Origin of the sequence: Streptomyces specialis (assembly GCF_001493375.1) — a bacterium.
Classification (GTDB): Bacteria; Actinomycetota; Actinomycetes; order Streptomycetales; family Streptomycetaceae; genus Streptomyces; species Streptomyces specialis.
In genome coordinates this window covers 158,160-173,746 of sequence record NZ_LN929893.1, presented here as the reverse complement: position 1 = coordinate 173,746, position 15,587 = coordinate 158,160, and the positions used below count along the sequence as shown (strand labels likewise).

The 15,587-nt window shown below is 73.0% G+C and carries 14 protein-coding genes and 1 pseudogene; 14 read left to right on the top strand and 1 reads right to left on the bottom strand.

The window, feature by feature from the left end; genetic code table 11:
* Positions 1 to 16 precede the first annotated feature (16 nt).
* From aroC to nusB, 8 genes and pseudogenes are all read left to right on the top strand, one after another.
* On the top strand, positions 17 to 1,201 hold the full coding sequence (aroC, locus tag BN2279_RS10510; RefSeq protein ID WP_059008433.1) for a chorismate synthase: 1,185 nt from the start codon (positions 17 to 19) through the stop codon (positions 1,199 to 1,201).
* A gap of 50 nt (positions 1,202 to 1,251) precedes the next feature.
* Complete coding sequence (locus BN2279_RS10505) at positions 1,252 to 1,767, top strand: shikimate kinase (RefSeq protein ID WP_059008722.1); 516 nt, start codon at positions 1,252 to 1,254, stop codon at positions 1,765 to 1,767.
* Positions 1,764 to 2,879 (top strand): 3-dehydroquinate synthase, encoded by a 1,116-nt coding sequence (gene aroB, locus BN2279_RS10500; protein WP_059008432.1) that lies wholly within the window; start codon positions 1,764 to 1,766, stop codon positions 2,877 to 2,879. Before BN2279_RS10505 ends, aroB begins: the two co-directional genes overlap by 4 nt.
* Positions 2,876 to 3,316: a type II 3-dehydroquinate dehydratase gene (gene aroQ, locus BN2279_RS10495; protein WP_059008431.1), complete on the top strand. Its 441-nt coding sequence runs from the start codon at positions 2,876 to 2,878 to the stop codon at positions 3,314 to 3,316. The genes aroB and aroQ overlap by 4 nt, the downstream gene beginning before the upstream one ends.
* Positions 3,317 to 3,774: 458 nt before the next feature.
* Positions 3,775 to 4,377: pseudogene (locus BN2279_RS10490) on the top strand (AAA family ATPase); the annotation flags it as partial.
* Between the two features lie 62 nt (positions 4,378 to 4,439).
* The gene (locus tag BN2279_RS10485; protein WP_059008430.1) at positions 4,440 to 5,582 is read left to right on the top strand and encodes a M24 family metallopeptidase; all 1,143 of its coding nucleotides are present in this window, start codon (positions 4,440 to 4,442) and stop codon (positions 5,580 to 5,582) included.
* 65 nt (positions 5,583 to 5,647) lie between these two features.
* Positions 5,648 to 6,214 carry an elongation factor P gene (efp, locus tag BN2279_RS10480; RefSeq protein WP_059008429.1) on the top strand — a complete coding sequence of 189 codons (567 nt, stop codon included), beginning with the start codon at positions 5,648 to 5,650 and terminating at the stop codon, positions 6,212 to 6,214.
* A 2-nt stretch (positions 6,215 to 6,216) separates the two neighbouring features.
* A complete protein-coding gene (nusB, locus tag BN2279_RS10475) occupies positions 6,217 to 6,642 on the top strand; it encodes a transcription antitermination factor NusB (RefSeq protein ID WP_059008428.1) in 426 nt (141 codons plus the stop codon).
* 49 nt (positions 6,643 to 6,691) lie between these two features.
* Here nusB and bldD read toward each other — a convergent pair whose 3' ends face one another.
* Entirely contained in the window at positions 6,692 to 7,192 is a 501-nt protein-coding gene (gene bldD / locus BN2279_RS10470) for a transcriptional regulator BldD (RefSeq protein WP_059008427.1), read from the bottom strand.
* A 198-nt stretch (positions 7,193 to 7,390) separates the two neighbouring features.
* On the opposite strand from bldD, the gene pyrR reads away from it, so the two are divergent.
* The 6 genes from pyrR to carB all read left to right on the top strand — a co-directional run bounded on the left by pyrR (position 7,391) and on the right by carB (position 15,587).
* On the top strand, positions 7,391 to 7,966 hold the full coding sequence (pyrR, locus tag BN2279_RS10465) for a bifunctional pyr operon transcriptional regulator/uracil phosphoribosyltransferase PyrR (protein ID WP_059008426.1): 576 nt from the start codon (positions 7,391 to 7,393) through the stop codon (positions 7,964 to 7,966).
* Between the two features lie 63 nt (positions 7,967 to 8,029).
* Positions 8,030 to 9,019, top strand: coding sequence for an aspartate carbamoyltransferase catalytic subunit (locus tag BN2279_RS10460; RefSeq protein ID WP_059008425.1), 990 nt, complete (start codon positions 8,030 to 8,032; stop codon positions 9,017 to 9,019).
* A complete protein-coding gene (locus BN2279_RS10455; RefSeq protein ID WP_059008424.1) occupies positions 9,016 to 10,311 on the top strand; it encodes a dihydroorotase in 1,296 nt (431 codons plus the stop codon). Before BN2279_RS10460 ends, BN2279_RS10455 begins: the two co-directional genes overlap by 4 nt.
* Positions 10,308 to 10,946 carry a PH-like domain-containing protein gene (locus BN2279_RS10450; protein WP_079032053.1) on the top strand — a complete coding sequence of 213 codons (639 nt, stop codon included), beginning with the start codon at positions 10,308 to 10,310 and terminating at the stop codon, positions 10,944 to 10,946. The genes BN2279_RS10455 and BN2279_RS10450 overlap by 4 nt, the downstream gene beginning before the upstream one ends.
* A 179-nt stretch (positions 10,947 to 11,125) precedes the next feature.
* Positions 11,126 to 12,280 (top strand): glutamine-hydrolyzing carbamoyl-phosphate synthase small subunit, encoded by a 1,155-nt coding sequence (carA, locus tag BN2279_RS10445; RefSeq protein ID WP_059008423.1) that lies wholly within the window; start codon positions 11,126 to 11,128, stop codon positions 12,278 to 12,280.
* Positions 12,273 to 15,587, top strand: coding sequence for a carbamoyl-phosphate synthase large subunit (gene carB, locus BN2279_RS10440; protein WP_059008422.1), 3,315 nt, complete (start codon positions 12,273 to 12,275; stop codon positions 15,585 to 15,587). The genes carA and carB overlap by 8 nt, the downstream gene beginning before the upstream one ends.

Below are 15,587 nucleotides of genomic sequence, written 5' to 3'. Positions count from 1 at the left end.
TCGTTGAGGAGCACCCTTGAGCAGGCTGCGCTGGCTGACGGCGGGGGAGTCGCATGGCCCCGCACTCGTGGCGACGCTGGAAGGACTGCCCGCCGGGGTGCCCGTCACCACGGACCTGGTGGCGGACGCGCTGGCCCGCCGCCGCCTCGGCTACGGCCGGGGGGCGCGCATGAAGTTCGAGCGCGACGAGGTCACGTTCCTCGGGGGCGTCCGGCACGGCCTGACCATCGGCTCCCCGGGGGCGGTCATGGTGGGGAACACCGAGTGGCCCAAGTGGGAGAAGGTCATGGCGGCCGACCCGGTGGACCCCGAGGAGCTGGCGAGCCTGGCCCGCAACGCCCCGCTGACCCGCCCCCGCCCCGGCCACGCCGACCTCGCGGGCATGCAGAAGTACGGCGTGGACGACGCCAGGAACATCCTGGAGCGCGCCTCCGCCCGCGAGACCGCCGCCCGCGTCGCCCTCGGCGCGGTCGCCCGCTCCTACCTGAAGGAGACGGCCGGGATCGAGATCGTCTCCCACGTGGTGGAGCTGGGCGGCGCCCGCGCCCCCTACGGCGCGTACCCGGGCCCCGGCGACACCGAGCGGCTCGACGCCGACCCGGTGCGCTGCCTCGACCCGGACGCCAGCGAGGCGATGGTCGCCGAGATCGACCAGGCGCACAAGGACGGCGACACCCTGGGCGGCGTGGTCGAGGTGCTGGCCTACGGGGTGCCCGTGGGCCTCGGCTCGCACGTCCACTGGGACCGGCGGCTGGACGCCCGCCTGGCGGGCGCGCTGATGGGCATTCAGGCGATCAAGGGCGTCGAGGTCGGGGACGGCTTCGAGCTGGCCCGGGTCCCCGGCTCGCTCGCGCACGACGAGATCGTGCCGACCCCGGACGGCATCCGGCGCGCCTCGGGCCGCTCCGGCGGCACCGAGGGCGGCCTCAGCACGGGTGAACTGCTGCGCGTGCGGGCCGCGATGAAGCCGATCGCCACCGTGCCGCGGGCCCTGGCCACCGTGGACGTGGCCACCGGCGAGGAGGCCCGCGCGCACCACCAGCGCTCCGACGTCTGCGCGGTCCCGGCCGCCGGGATCGTGGCCGAGGCCATGGTCGCGCTGGTGCTCGCGGACGCGGTGGCCGAGAAGTTCGGCGGCGACAGCGCCACCGAGACCCGCCGCAACGTCACCGGGTTCCTGGACAACCTGGGGGTCCGGTGAGCGACGGCGTCCCGCGCGGGGACTCCGCGCCGCGGGGCGGGGAGTCCACCATGCCCGGGCCCGCCGCGGTGCTCGTCGGGCCGCCCGGGGCGGGGAAGTCCACCGTGGGCGCGCTGCTGGCCGAGCGGCTGGGCGTCACGCTGCGCGACACCGACGCCGACGTCGAGCGGACGGCCGGCAAGAGCGTCGCCGACATCTTCGTCGAGGACGGCGAGCCGCGGATCCGCGCGCTGGAGGCCGCCGCCGTGCGCGCCGCCGTCACCGGCCACGACGGCGTCGTGTCGCTGGGCGGCGGCGCCGTCCTCGACGCCGGCACCCGCGCCCTGCTGGCCGGGCGGCCCGTGGTCTTCCTCGACGTCGCCCTCGCCGAGGCCGTCCACCGGGTCGGCCTGGACACGGCGCGCCCGCTGCTCGCGGTGAACCCCCGGCAGCGCTGGCGCGTTCTGATGGAGGAACGACGCCCCTTGTACACCGAGGTCGCCCGCGCGGTCGTGCAGACCGCGGACCGTACGCCGGACGAGGTCGTCCAGGCGGTGCTCGACGCATTGGAGCTCAGGACAGCATGACCACCACCGGGCAGGACAGCCCCACGGACACCCCCACCCGGATCACCGTCGGCGCCGGCGCGGGGACCGCGCCGTACGACGTGCTGATCGGCCACCGCCTGCTGGGCGAGCTGCCCGGGCTCATCGGCGGCGAGGCCAGGCGCGTCGCCGTACTGCACCCCGAGGCGCTCGCCGAGACGGGCGAGGTGCTGCGCGAGGACCTCGCCGGCCAGGGCTACGAGACGATCGCCGTCCAGGTGCCCAACGCCGAGGAGGCCAAGACGGCCGAGGTCGCCGCCTACTGCTGGCGGGCCCTGGGCCAGTCGGGCTTCACCCGCACCGACGTCGTCGTCGCCGTCGGCGGCGGCGCCACCACCGACCTGGCCGGGTTCGTGGCGGCCACCTGGCTGCGCGGCGTGCGCTGGATCGCCGTACCCACCACGGTCCTGGCCATGGTGGACGCGGCGGTGGGCGGCAAGACCGGCATCAACACCGCCGAGGGCAAGAACCTCGTGGGCGCCTTCCACCCGCCGGCCGGGGTCCTGTGCGACCTCGCCGCCCTCGGCTCGCTCCCGGTCCACGACTACGTGTCCGGGCTGGCGGAGATCATCAAGGCCGGGTTCATCGCCGACCCGGCCATCCTGGAGCTGATCGAGGCCGACCCGCAGGCCGCCCGCCGCCCCGACGGCCCGCACACCGCCGAGCTGACCGAGCGGTCGATCCGGGTCAAGGCCGACGTGGTCTCCGGCGACCTCAAGGAGGCCGGGCCGCGCGAGGTCCTCAACTACGGCCACACGCTGGGGCACGCCATCGAGAAGAACGAGCGCTACAACTGGCGCCACGGCGCGGCCGTCTCGGTCGGCATGGTCTTCGCCGCCGAGCTGGGCCGGATCGCCGGCCGCCTGGACGACGCCACGGCCGACCGGCACCGGGCGATCCTGACCGCCGTGGGCCTGCCGGTCACCTACCGGGGCGACCAGTGGCCCCGGCTGCTGGAGGCCATGCGGATCGACAAGAAATCACGCGGCGACCGGCTGCGTTTCATCGTCCTGGACGGCCTGGCCAGGCCGTCCGTGCTGGAGGGCCCCGACCCCGCCATGCTGCTGGCCGCGCACGCCGAGATCGCCGCGTGAGCCGCCCCGTCCTGGTCCTCAACGGGCCCAACCTCGGCCGTCTCGGCTCGCGCGAGCCCGACGTCTACGGCTCGACCTCCTACGCCGGACTGGTCGAGCGCTGCGGCGCGCTCGGCGAGGAGCTGGACTTCGCGGTGGAGGTCAGGGAGACCAACGACGAGGGCGAGCTGATCCGCTGGCTGCACGAGGCGGCGGACGGCGCGATCCCCGTCGTCCTGAACCCGGGGGCGTTCACGCACTACTCGTACGGGCTGCGCGACGCCGCCGCCCAGCGCACCGCCCCGCTGATCGAGGTGCACATCTCCAACCCGTACCGCAGGGAGGAGTTCCGGCACACCTCGGTCGTCGCGGCGGTCGCCAGCGGCACGGTGGCCGGGTTCGGCATCGGCTCGTATCTCCTGGCGCTGCGTGCGCTCGCCGAGGAGATGGCAGGCTGAGCGGGGCACGGCACTCCGCGGCCGTGCCGAGCGTTTCACCGCACACAGATGGCATGCACGCGCCGATCGCGGCCGTGCCCGGAGAAGACGTAGGTGGGTAGCGGATGCAACAGCCCGGTGGAATGCCCGTGCCTCCTCCCGCCCCGCCCGACGGCACCACGGCCGGAGGTGTCCGGCCGTGGTGCCGTCGGGCGGGGCGGGGGGGGGGACGGGGACTCCCCCGGGGCGGTGCGTCCGCGACCCACCTACGTCTTCTTCGGGCACCGGCCCGATCCGCGGGTGCGTGGCTCTCTTGTGCGGGGTGTAGGTTGAGAGAGTGGGATGTAGGGGAGCGGTGTAGAGGTGGAGTGGAAGTTTTTTTTTTCAAAGAGGAAGACGCCATCGGGGTTTCCTGCCTGTCGGGGGGGCTGGGAGAGGTGTAAAAGGGCCGGCCCCGGCGTGCGCGGCGTCCGGCACGGCCGCCCCCGGCCCCCGTGCCGGGGGCGGCCGTGCCGGACGCCGCGCACGCCGGGGTGGCGGTGCTGCTGATCGGGCCGGCCGGGGCCGGCAAGACGACCGTGGCCCGGTTCTGGGCGGACCGCAGACCGGTGCCGACGGCCCACATCAGCCTGGACGACGTGCGCGAATGGGTGCGTTCCGGCTTCGCCGACCCCCGGTCCGGCTGGGACGACCGCTCCGAGGCCCAGTACCGCCTGGCCCGCCGCACCTGCGGCTTCGCCGCGCGGAACTACCTGGCGAACGGGATCTCCTGCATCCTGGACGACGCCGTCTTCCCCGACCGGCCCGCGGTGGGCCTGGGCGGCTGGAAGCGGCACGTCGGCCCAGGGCTGATCCCCATCGTGCTGCTCCCGGGCCTGGAGGTCGTCCTGGAGCGGAACGCGGCCCGCACCGGCACCCGGCGGCTGTCCGACGAGGAAGTCGCCACGATCCACGGCCGGATGGCCGGCTGGTACGGGTCGGGGCTGCCCATCATCGACAACTCGCGGCACGACGTGGCCACCACGGCACGGATGCTGGACGACGCGGTGGCCCACAGCCTCTCCAGCCCGCCCCAGTGGTGACGCGCGCCCGTCCGGCCCTCTCCAGGCGGCCGAGGCGCCCGGGTCCCGCTTAGGCTCGGGCCATGTCCGAGGTACACGCGGCCCGACGGTCACGGCTGCGGTCCCGCTGTTCGCCCGCGGGTGGCGTGGCCGCTCTGATCTCCCGGCCGGCCAACGTCCGCTCCCTGGCCGGTTCCGTGCCCGCCACGGGGTCAGGACCCTGCGACGTGCCGCCGGGGGCGGCGCTGCTGGTGGGGCACGCGGGGCACGACGTGCTGTTCGGCCACTGGGACCCGGCGCGCGACCCGGCCGGGCCGCCGGTGGCCGAGGAGGGCGGGCTGCGCGCCGTGGCGCTCGACGGCGCCGACGACCCGGCCGTGGCGGCGGCCGAGCTGGCCGCGCGGGCGGGCGCGGAGGCGCTCGCCGTCGAGGAGCACCACCTGACCGTCGCGCGGCACCGGGCGGTGACCTCGGCGGCCCCGGGGATGAAGCTGACCGACCTGGGCTGCGCGGTCGAGGCGCAGCGGCTGGTGAAGGACGAGGACGAGATCGCGGCGCTGCGGGTGGCGGCCGAGATCACCGACCGGGCGCTGGGGGAGCTGCTGGAGTCGATCCTCGTGGGCCGTACCGAGCGCCATCTCGCGCTGGAGCTGGAACGCCGTCTGGTGGACCACGGCGCGGACGGCCCGGCGTTCCCCACCTCGGTCGCGACCGGCGGCCACTCCGGGCTGGCCGGGCACCGGCCCACCGACCGCCGGGTCGAGGAGGGCGACTTCCTGACGGTCCGGCTGGGCGCCAGGTTCCGCGGCTACCGCTGCCAGATCGGCCGGACGTTCGTCATCGGGACCAGCCCGGCGGACTGGCAGATCGAGCTGTACGAGGTCGTCTTCAACGCCCAGCGGGCGGCCCGGGAGGCGCTGGCGCCGGGCGCCGAGTACCGCGAGGTGGACCGGGCCGCGCGGGACGTGCTCGCCGCGGCCGGGCACGGCACGGCGCTCGGGCCGGTCACCGGACACGGGGTGGGTCTGGAGATCGGGGAGGACCCTCGGTTGTCACCCGCCGCCATGGGTAGACTGGGCCCTTGTGTTCCGGTCACCGTCGAGCCGGGGGTGCATCTCCCAGGCCGGGGCGGTGTCCGGATCGACGACACGCTCGTCGTCCGCTCGCTCGCGGACGGCGGACCCGAGCTACTCACCATCACGACCAAGGAACTCCTCGCTCTGTGAGCCCTGCCGGGGCCGCGCGGGGAACCGCGGTCATCCCAAGGCAGTCTGTAGGAGAATCCGCGACCGTGGCCACCACGAACGACCTCAAGAACGGCATGGTGCTCAAGCTCGACGGGGGCCAGCTCTGGTCCGTTGTCGAGTTCCAGCATGTCAAGCCCGGCAAGGGCGGCGCTTTCGTACGCACCAAGCTCAAGAACGTACTCTCCGGCAAGGTGGTGGACCGGACGTTCAACGCCGGCACCAAGGTCGACACGGCCACCGTGGACCGGCGCGGCATGCAGTTCTCCTACAAGGACGGTGCCGACTTCGTCTTCATGGACACCGAGACCTTCGACCAGCTCTACGTGAGCCCGGACACCGTGGGCGACGCGGCCAACTACCTCCTGGAGGGCCAGGAGTGCACGGTCGCCATCCACGAGGAGAACCCGCTGTTCGTGGAGCTTCCGGCCGCCGTCGAGCTGGTCATCGAGTACACCGAGCCGGGCGTCCAGGGCGACCGCTCCACCGGCGGCACCAAGCCCGCGCGGCTGGAGACCGGGTACGAGATCGGCGTCCCGCTGTTCATCACCACGGGCGAGAAGATCAAGGTCGACACCCGCTCCGGCGATTACCTTGGCCGGGTGAACAACTAACCGTGGCTGCCCGCAGCAAGGCCCGCAAGCGCGCGCTCCAGATCCTCTTCGAGGCGGATCAGCGCGACGCCGCGCCCCACGAGGTCCTCGCGGACTGGGTCCGGCTGGCCCGGACCGACGACCGGCAGCCACCGGTCAGCGAGTACACCCGGGAGCTGGTGGAGGGGTACGCCGAGCGGGCGGAGCGGATCGACGAGCTGATCGCCCAGTACACCGTGGGCTGGCCGATGGACCGCATGCCGGCCGTGGACCGCAACATCCTGCGGCTGAGCACCTTCGAGCTGATCTGGCAGGACGGCACGCCCGACGCGGTGGTGCTGGACGAGGCCGTGCAGCTCGCCAGGGAGTTCTCCACCGATGACTCGCCGGCCTTCGTGAACGGTCTGCTCGGCAGGCTGAAGGACCTCAAGCCCACGCTCCGCCGTTAGGGCCCGGTGGGGGGCGGGCCCGGCCGGGCCCGCCCCCCACCGCGAGGAATCAGGACTCCTCGGCCTGCACCGCGCGGCGCGCGTCGGCGCCCAGCACGCCCCAACTGATGAGCTGTTCGGTCAGCACGGAGGGCGACTGATCGTAGATCACGGCGAGGGTGCGCAGATCGTCCTGACGGATGGACAGCACCTTGCCGTTGTAGTCACCGCGCTGACTCTGGATCGTCGCGGTGTACCGCTGCAGAGGCCCGGCCTTCTCGCTCGGCACGTTCGCGAGCCGTTCGAGGTCGAGCACGAGCTTCGGCGGCGGCTCGGCGGCACCCCCGGGAGTCGAACCGGGCAGCAGCTCCTGCACCGGGACCCCGTAGAAGTCCGCCAGCTCCGCGAGGCGCTGCACGGTCACGGCCCGGTCGCCGCGCTCGTAGGAGCCGACCACGACCGCTTTCCACCGGCCCTGGGACTTCTCCTCGACCCCGTGAAGCGACAGACCCTGCTGGGTGCGGATGGCCCGGAGCTTGGCTCCGAGCTGTTTGGCGTATTCGCTGGACATGTGTCTCCCCGGACGGCTACTTCGTAACTCACTGTGAGGTTACGCAGCGTAATAAGCCTCGTCAAGCGGAGGACCGGCAGTCGGTCCCTGACCAGGGGCGATGCGCAGCGTACCGATCCGGCCTGCTATTGTCGGGCCCGATCGGCCAGACGTCCTTTAAGGCCCGTCCCGTGAGGCGGGGAAGGAGGTCCGTTTCGTATGGACAGCGACACCCCGGCTCCGGCCCGCTCCGTGATGGAGGCGCCGGACATCGCGCGGGCACTGACCCGCATCGCCCACGAGATCGTCGAACGCGCCAAGGGCGCCGACGACGTGGTGCTGCTCGGCATTCCCACCCGTGGCGTCTTCCTCGCCGGCCGGCTCGCCGGCAAGCTGCGCGAGATCACCGGCCACCCGGTGCCCGTCGGCTCCCTCGACATCACCATGTACCGGGACGACCTGCGGCTGCGCCCGGCCCGCGCCCTGGCGCGCACCGAGATCCCCGGCGACGGTGTCGACGGCCGGCTCGTCGTCCTCGTCGACGACGTGCTCTTCTCCGGCCGCACCATCCGGGCGGCCCTGGACGCGCTGGGCGACATCGGCCGCCCGCGCGCCGTGCAGCTCGCCGTCCTGGTGGACCGCGGCCACCGCGAGCTGCCGATCCGGGCCGACTACGTCGGCAAGAACATCCCGACCTCCCTGCGGGAGACGGTCAGGGTCCTGCTCACCGAGGAGGACGGCCGTGACGGCGTGCTGCTGGGCGTGCGCGAGCGCGCCCCCTCCGGCGAGCGGTAGCGCCCGCCGCCGAAGGCTCCCCTCGCACCGGCACGCTCCCCCTCGACCCACGGAAGGCACCAGATGATGCGCCACCTCATCTCGGCCACCGACCTCACCCGCGACGACGCCGTGCTGATCCTCGACACCGCCGAGGAGCTGGCCCGCGTCGCCGACCGGCCGATCAAGAAGCTCCCGACCCTGCGCGGGCGGACCGTCGTCAACCTGTTCTTCGAGGACTCCACCCGCACCCGGATCTCGTTCGAGGCGGCGGCGAAACGATTGTCCGCCGACGTGATCAACTTCTCCGCGAAGGGGTCCTCGGTCTCCAAGGGGGAGTCGCTGAAGGACACCGCGCTCACCCTGGAGGCCATGGGCGCCGATGCCGTGGTCATCCGGCACCACGACTCCGGCGCCCCGCACCGGCTGGCCACCTCCGGCTGGATCGGCGGCAGCGTCGTCAACGCGGGCGACGGGACCCACGAGCACCCCACCCAGGCGCTGCTGGACGCGTTCACCCTGCGCCGCCGCCTGGTCGGCGGCGCGTCCGGCGGCACCGGCGCCGATCTGTCCGGCCGCCGCGTCACGATCGTCGGCGACATCCTGCACAGCCGGGTGGCCCGCTCCAACGTCCACCTGCTGACGACGCTCGGCGCCGAGGTCACCGTCGTCGCCCCGCCGACGCTGCTGCCGATCGGCGTGGACCACTGGCCCTGCGAGGTCTCCTACGACCTCGACGCCGTGCTGCCGAAGTCGGACGCCGTGATGATGCTGCGCGTGCAGCGCGAGCGGATGAACGCCGCCTACTTCCCCACCGAGCGCGAGTACGCCCGCCGGTACGGCCTGCACGGCGCCCGCATGGCCCGCATGCCGGAGCACGCCGTGGTGATGCCCCCCGGGCCGATGAACCGGGGCATGGAGATCACCGCCGAGGTCGCGGACTCGCCGCGCTGCACCGCCGTCGAGCAGGTGTCCGGCGGGGTCAGCGTCCGGATGGCCGTCCTGTACCTGCTGCTGGGCGGCGCCCCGGCCGCCCCCGCCCGCCTGACGGAGAATCTGGGAGATCGAGCATGAGTGACAGCCGCCGGACACTGATCCGCGGTGCGAAGGTCCTGGGCGGCCGGGCGCGGGACGTCCTGATCGACGGCGAGACGGTCGCCGAGGTCGGGAACGGGCTGCCGGCCGCGGGCGCGGACGTGGTCGAGGCCGACGGGCTGGTCCTGCTGCCGGGCCTGGTCGACCTGCACACCCACCTGCGCGAGCCGGGCCGGGAGGACTCCGAGACGGTCCTCACCGGCACCAGGGCCGCCGCCGCCGGGGGATTCACCGCCGTCCACGCCATGGCCAACACGTTCCCCGTCGCGGACACCGCGGGCGTCGTGGAGCAGGTCTGGCGCCTGGGCCGGGAGTCCGGGTACTGCGACGTCCAGCCGGTCGGCGCGGTCACCGTGGGCCTGGAGGGCAAGCAGTTGGCGGAGCTGGGCGCGATGCACGACTCCGCCGCCGGGGTCGTGGTCTTCTCCGACGACGGCAAGTGCGTGGACGACGCCGTGATCATGCGGCGGGCCCTGGAGTACGTGAAGGCGTTCGGCGGGGTCATCGCCCAGCACGCGCAGGAGCCCCGGCTGACCGAGGGCGCCCAGATGAACGAGGGCGTCGTCTCCGCCGAGCTGGGGCTGACCGGCTGGCCCGCCGTCGCCGAGGAGTCGATCATCGCCCGCGACGTGCTGCTCGCCGCGCACGTCGGCTCCCGGGTGCACGTCTGCCACCTCAGCACCGCGGGCTCCGTCGAACTGGTCCGCTGGGCCAAGTCCAAGGGCTGGCAGGTCACCGCCGAGGTCACCCCGCACCACCTGCTGCTCACCGACGACCTGGTCCGTTCGTACGACCCGGTCTACAAGGTGAACCCGCCGCTGCGGACCGAGGCCGACGTGCTCGCGCTGCGCGAGGCGCTGGCGGACGGCACCATCGACTGCGTCGCCACCGACCACGCCCCGCACCCGCACGAGGACAAGGACTGCGAGTGGGGTGCCGCGGCCATGGGGATGATCGGGCTGGAGACCGCGCTCGCCGTGGTCCAGCACACGATGGTCGACACCGGCCTGCTGGACTGGACGGGTGTCGCCGACCGGATGTCCGCCCGCCCGGCCGCCATCGGCCGCCTCGCCGGGCAGGGCCGGCCCGTCGCCCCCGGCGAGCCGGCGAACCTCACGCTGCTGGACCCGGCGCACCGCGCCGTCGTGGACCCGGCCGGGTTCGCCTCGCGCAGCCGCAACAGCCCGTATCGCGGACGCGAGCTGCCCGGCCGCGTCGTCCACACGTTCCTGCGCGGCCGGGCCACGGTGAAGGACGGTGAGCTGGCATGATCCCGAGACAGACCCCGGCGCTGGTGGTGGCGGAGGCCGAGCGCCGTTCCCAGGAGGTCACCGACTGGGCCGCCCGCGTCGGCTGGGTGGTCGGGCTGCTGCTGTTCGTCGTCCTCGTGTACTGGCTGATGCGCGAGGGCTGGAAGTGGCGGGCCCCCCTCCAGGGCGACCTGCCCGAGCCGCCGCCCCTGCCGTCCGGCTCCCGCGAGCCGCGGCTGCGGATGACCGGCCGGTACCACGGCACCACCACCGCGGGCCGCTGGCTGGACCGCATCGTGGCGCACGGACTCGGCGTCCGCAGCCGGGCCGAGCTGGCGCTGACCGGCGCGGGCGTCTCCGTCGTCCGCCCCGGCGCGGGCGACTTCCTCATCCCGGCCGGCCGCATCCGCGGCGCCCGCCTCGACAAGGGCATCGCCGGCAAGGTCCTCACCGAGGGCGGCCTGCTCGTCATCACCTGGGAGCACGGCGACCGGCTCCTCGACTCCGGGTTCCGCGCCGACCACCCGGCCGAGCACGCCGAGTGGATCGAGGCGCTGGGGGCGTTCTCACCGTTCGACGCCCCTGTGCCCGGCGCTCCCGCCGTCACCGGCTCCCCCCGCACCACCGGCACCACCCTGTCCCTTATACTCATCTGACGCAGCCGCCGCCGCGGCCAGCGGCGACCCACGACGCACTTACCAGAGAGCTGCTCTAGCCTTATTACTAGATCTACAGTGTATTTCACAGGCAAAAGGCGGCAGCCGACATTGCTCCCTTTCTGGTGGGCCCGGAGGTCCACCGGCACCACCCGCGAGACCCCCCAGGAAGGCGCACGATGACCCCCTCCGCCGGACATTCCCCCGGACACACCGCCGCGGCGCCCGCCGTGCTGGTCCTCGAGGACGGCCGGGTCTTCCGCGGCCGTGCCTACGGCGCGGTCGGCGAGACCTTCGGGGAAGCCGTGTTCTCGACCGGCATGACCGGGTACCAGGAGACCCTCACCGACCCCTCCTACCACCGCCAGGTGGTCGTGATGACCGCGCCGCACATCGGCAACACCGGTGTCAACGACGAGGACCCGGAGTCCCGGCGGATCTGGGTCGCCGGCTATGTCGTCCGCGACCCCGCCCGCACCCCGTCCAACTGGCGCTCGGTGCGGACCCTGGACGACGAGCTGTCCGCGCAGGGCGTCGTCGGCATCAGCGGCGTGGACACCCGCGCCCTCACCCGGCACCTGCGCGAGCGCGGCGCCATGCGGGCGGGCATCTTCTCCGGCGCCGCCCTCGGCGACCCGGCCGCGCTGCTGGAGCGCGTCCGCTCCTCGCCGGCCATGACCGGCGCCGACCTGGCCACCGAGGTCGCCACCACCGAGACGTACGTCGTGCCCGCGATCGGGGAGAAGCGGCTGACCGTGGCCGCGGTCGACCTCGGCATCAAGGGCATGACCCCGCACCGGATGGCCGAGCGCGGCATCGAGGTCCACGTGCTGCCGGCCACCGCGACCCTGGACGAGGTGTACGCGGCCGGGCCCGACGGCGTCTTCTTCTCCAACGGCCCGGGCGACCCGGCCGCCGCCGAGCACCCCGTCGCCCTGATGCGCGGCGTGCTGGAGCGCGGCACGCCGCTGTTCGGCATCTGCTTCGGCAACCAGATCCTCGGCCGCGCGCTCGGCTTCGGCACGTTCAAGCTGAAGTACGGCCACCGCGGCATCAACCAGCCGGTGAAGGACCTGGCCACCGGCCGGGTCGAGGTCACCGCCCACAACCACGGCTTCGCCGTCGACGCGCCGCTCGACCAGGTCTCCGACACGCCCTACGGCCGGGTCGAGGTCTCCCACGTCTGTCTCAACGACAACGTCGTCGAAGGACTGCGGCTGCTCGACCGGCCGGCCTTCAGCGTCCAGTACCACCCCGAGGCGGCGGCGGGCCCGCACGACGCGGCCTACCTCTTCGATCGCTTCGTGTCCCTGATGGAGGGCCAGCGTGCCTAAGCGCACCGACATCCAGTCCGTCCTGGTCATCGGCTCCGGCCCGATCGTGATCGGGCAGGCCGCCGAGTTCGACTACTCCGGCACCCAGGCGTGCCGCGTGCTGAAGGCCGAGGGGCTGCGGGTCATCCTCGTCAACTCCAACCCGGCGACCATCATGACCGACCCGGAGATCGCCGACGCCACGTATGTCGAGCCGATCACCCCGGAGTTCGTCGAGAAGATCCTCGCCAAGGAGCGCCCCGACGCGCTGCTGCCGACCCTCGGCGGCCAGACCGCGCTCAACACGGCGATCGCGCTCCACGAGTCGGGTGCCCTCGACCGTTACGGCGTCGAGCTGATCGGCGCCAACGTGGAGGCCATCCGCAAGGGTGAGGACCGCGAGCAGTTCAAGGCCGTCGTCGCCGCCGTCCGGGAGGCCATCGGGCACGGCGAGTCGGCCCGCTCGGTGATCTGCCACTCGATGGACGACGTCCTCGCCGGGGTCGCCGCGCTCGGCGGCTACCCGGTGGTGGTGCGCCCCTCGTTCACCATGGGCGGTGCCGGCTCGGGCTTCGCGCACGACGAGGAGGAACTGCGTCGCATCGCCGGGCAGGGCCTGGCCCTGTCGCCGACCACCGAGGTGCTCCTGGAGGAGTCCATCCTCGGCTGGAAGGAGTACGAGCTGGAGCTGATGCGCGACCGGAACGACAACGTCGTGGTCGTCTGCTCCATCGAGAACCTCGACCCGATGGGCGTGCACACCGGGGACTCCATCACCGTCGCCCCGGCCATGACCCTCACCGACCGCGAGTACCAGATCCTGCGCGACATCGGCATCGCCGTCATCCGCGAGGTCGGCGTCGACACCGGCGGCTGCAACATCCAGTTCGCCGTCGATCCCGACGACGGCCGGATCGTCGTCATCGAGATGAACCCGCGCGTCTCGCGTTCCTCGGCGCTCGCCTCCAAGGCGACCGGCTTCCCCATCGCCAAGATCGCCGCCCGGCTCGCCATCGGCTACACGCTGGACGAGATCCCCAACGACATCACCGAGAAGACGCCCGCCTCCTTCGAACCCACCCTGGACTACGTGGTGGTGAAGGTCCCGCGCTTCGCGTTCGAGAAGTTCCCGGCCGCCGACGCCTCCCTGACCACCACCATGAAGTCGGTGGGCGAGGCCATGGCGATCGGCCGGAACTTCACCGAGGCCCTCAACAAGGCGCTGCGGTCGGTCGAGAAGAAGGACGCCCCGTTCGACTTCACCGGCGAGCCCGGCGACAAGGACGAGCTGCTGGCCACCGCCCGGATCCCCACCGACGGCCGGCTCGGCACGGTGATGCGCGCCATCCGCGCGGGCGCCACCCGCGAGGAGGTCTTCGAGGCCACCCGGATCGACCCCTGGTTCGTGGACCAGCTCTTCCTGATCAAGGAGATCGCCGACGAGCTGGCCGCCGCCGACCTGCTCGCGCCCGACCTGCTGGCCACCGCCAAGCGGCACGGCTTCTCCGACGCCCAGATCGCGGGCCTGCGCGGCCTGCGCGAGGACGTCGTGCGCGAGGTCAGGCATGCCCTGGGGGTGCGCCCGGTCTACAAGACGGTGGACACCTGCGCCGCCGAGTTCGCCGCCCGCACCCCGTACCTGTACTCGTCCTACGACGAGGAGACCGAGGTCACCCCGCGCGAGAAGCCCGCCGTGATCATCCTGGGCTCCGGGCCCAACCGCATCGGCCAGGGCATCGAGTTCGACTACTCGTGCGTCCACGCCTGCTTCGCGCTCAGCGACGCCGGCTACGAGACCGTGATGGTCAACTGCAACCCCGAGACCGTCTCCACCGACTACGACACCTCCGACCGGCTCTACTTCGAGCCGCTCACCCTGGAGGACGTCCTGGAGATCGTGCACGCCGAGACCCAGGCCGGGCCGGTCGCCGGCGTGATCGTGCAGTTGGGCGGGCAGACCCCGCTCGGCCTGGCGCAGGCCCTGAAGGACAACGGCGTCCCCATCGTGGGCACGTCGCCCGAGGCGATCAACCTGGCCGAGGAGCGCGGCGCGTTCGGCCGGGTGCTGGCCGAGGCGGGCCTGCCCGCGCCCAAGTACGGGACCGCGTTCTCCTTCGAGGAGGCGAAGACCATCGCGGGCGGCATCGGCTACCCGGTGATGGTCCGCCCCAGCTACGTGCTGGGCGGGCGCGGCATGCAGATCGTGTACGACGAGCCGTCGCTGGCGGAGTACCTGCGGCGGCACGCGGGGCTGATCTCCGAACACCCGGTGCTCATCGACCGGTTCCTCGACGACGCGATCGAGATCGACGTGGACGCCCTCTACGACGGCCGGGAGCTGTACCTGGGCGGCGTGATGGAACACATCGAGGAGGCCGGCATCCACTCCGGCGACTCCGCCTGCGCGCTGCCCCCGATCACCCTGGGCGGCCACGACATCAAGCGGCTGCGCGCCTCGACCGAGGCCATCGCGCGCGGGGTCGGCGTCCGCGGCCTGATCAACATCCAGTTCGCGCTGGCCGGGGACATCCTCTACGTGCTGGAGGCCAACCCGCGCGCCTCGCGGACCGTCCCGTTCACCTCCAAGGCCACCGCCGTGCCGCTGGCCAAGGCCGCCGCCCGGATCTCCCTGGGCGCGAGCATCGCCGAACTGCGCGCCGAGGGCATGCTCCCGGCGCGGGGCGACGGCGGCACGCTGCCGCTGGACGCGCCGATCTCGGTGAAGGAGGCCGTGATGCCGTGGTCCCGGTTCCGGGACGTGCACGGGCGCGGCGTGGACACGGTGCTCGGCCCCGAGATGCGTTCCACCGGCGAAGTCATGGGCATCGACTCGGTGTTCGGCACGGCCTACGCCAAGTCCCAGGCCGGGGCGTACGGCGCGCTGCCCACCAAGGGCCGGGCGTTCGTCTCCGTGGCCAACCGGGACAAGCGGGCCATGATCTTCCCGGCCCGCGCCCTGGTCGAGCACGGCTTCGAACTGCTCGCTACCTCGGGCACCGCCGAGGTCCTGCGGCGCAACGGCATCGACGCCACCGTGGTGCGCAAGCAGGGCGAGGGCGAGGGACCCAACGGCGAGCCGACCATCGTCCAGCTCATCCACGACGGCCAGGTCGACCTCATCGTCAACACCCCCTACGGCACCGGCGGCCGGCTCGACGGCTACGAGATCCGCACCGCGGCCGTCGCCCGGGGCGTGCCCTGCCTGACCACGGTCCAGGCGCTGGCGGCGGCGGTCCAGGGCATCGACGCGCTCAACCGCGGGGATGTCGGCGTCCGTTCGCTCCAGGAGCACGGCCGTGACCTGATCGCGGCACGCGAGGGACGGTAG